The following is a 1,481-nucleotide window of genomic DNA, read 5'->3' as shown; positions in this document are numbered from 1 at the left end:
GTATAACCTTCCGTTATTGAATGGAGCAAAGGCGTCAGGAAGAACACCGCAGTATACCCGCTGGGGAAACATCCTCATGCTAAAAGGTGACGTGGCGTGTGACCTCGGCGTTGACTTTGCACAATTGCCCGCGTCATATTCACCGTCAGACAAAAAGGCGGTCATGGCAACAGCATACGGAACGACAGGCTTCACAAAATTTTATATCAACACTGACGGTAAACTGGCGTTTGTCGGCTTTTCAGGAAACAATCAGTCCGCCGTGTCCAGTTGGTCATTAGACGCGGCAGTGCCTTACTAGGAGGGTTGGAGCAATGGAAATGATACAAGTATTCGTATATGATTCGGATTTCATCTTCGACTATCCTGAAATTGTTCCGGCTGATTCCGTACCGGATAATGCGACAACCGTACAGCCGCCGGGATATTGGCGGGCGCAATTTCAGAAGGATAGAAAACTATGGATTGAATCCGCTTCAGACGAACAAATAAATGAAATGAGACAACAAATGAGGGAGAGTGTAAAAGAATGAGTTTCATGGAGAATGTTGCAAGTGAAGCACAAAAATTATACGGTGTAAGTCGAGTTTTACCTTCAGTTATCACAGCACAAGCCATACATGAGTCAAATTGGGGCAAATCCGGGCTTGCTACGCGTGCAAATAACCTGTTTGGTATAAAAGGTATCGGGAACGCTGGAACCGTTCATATGGGCACGTGGGAGGTTTTAAACGGGGTCGATAAAACAATCAAAGCAGGGTTCCGGGCGTATAAGTCTGTTCGCGATTCTATCATAGACCTTGTGAACCTCTATAACCGTCTTGACCGTTATAAGGCTGTTGTCGGGGAAACGAACTATGTACAAGCTTGTGCCGCCATCCAAAAGGGTGGATATGCGACAGACCCGAACTATGCGAAGAAGCTTATCGCCACAATCGAAGCCCACGGGCTGACGAAATACGATAAGGTCGGGAACAAAGCCGCAGTGAAGGCGAAACCTGCCAAGTCGTCCGGCTCGACATATACCGTTAAGGCGGGTGACACATTGACAGCAATTGCAAAGAAATATAATACGTCAGTGAAGGAGTTGGCGAAAGTGAACGGTATTAAAGATGTTAATATGATTCGTGTTGGTCAAGTCCTGAAGGTATCAGGAGCCGCACCATCCGGCGGTACATTCTACACCGTAAAGGCGGGCGACAACCTGACGAAAATTGGTAAGAAATTCGGTGTGTCCGTTAAGACATTGACCACAGTTAATCGTATCCCGGATGCGAATAAGATTTATGTCGGTCAACGGTTAAGGGTGAAATAATTTACAATATATACTAACATTTGTTAAAATTAAGTAGAATAGGAGCCGCGGAAGACTTCTATTCTATCTGTAACAATAGAGTCACGCCCGAGACACAACCCGCTGGAAAAATATCCGGCGGGATTTTTTATTATTGACAGTTCCCGGGTGACATGTTAATTAGCAC

The 1,481-nt window shown here is 45.7% G+C and carries 3 protein-coding genes; all 3 read left to right on the top strand.

Annotated elements, in window-relative coordinates; translation table 11 throughout:
- The coding region (locus ACFXKG_RS41260) for a hypothetical protein (protein WP_384818482.1) at positions 1-301 on the top strand (301 nt) is incomplete at its 5' end.
- A 13-nt stretch (positions 302-314) separates the two neighbouring features.
- The gene (locus tag ACFXKG_RS41255; RefSeq protein ID WP_376642732.1) at positions 315-533 is read left to right on the top strand and encodes a hypothetical protein; all 219 of its coding nucleotides are present in this window, start codon (positions 315-317) and stop codon (positions 531-533) included.
- Between the two features lie 5 nt (positions 534-538).
- Complete coding sequence (locus tag ACFXKG_RS41250) at positions 539-1,315, top strand: glucosaminidase domain-containing protein (protein WP_376642730.1); 777 nt, start codon at positions 539-541, stop codon at positions 1,313-1,315.
- Positions 1,316-1,481 lie beyond the last annotated feature (166 nt).

The organism is Streptomyces sp. NPDC059255 (genome assembly GCF_042752355.1).
Lineage (GTDB): Bacteria > Actinomycetota > Actinomycetes > Streptomycetales > Streptomycetaceae > Streptomyces.
This window is presented reverse-complemented; position numbering and strand designations above follow the sequence as displayed.

Bases quoted from the DNA above. Each gene is read 5' to 3' on its own strand.
- ACFXKG_RS41255 (WP_376642732.1), top strand. From the start codon at position 315: ATGGAAATGATACAAGTATTCGTATATGATTCGGATTTCATCTTCGAC.
- ACFXKG_RS41250 (WP_376642730.1), top strand. From the start codon at position 539: ATGGAGAATGTTGCAAGTGAAGCACAAAAATTATACGGTGTAAGTCGA.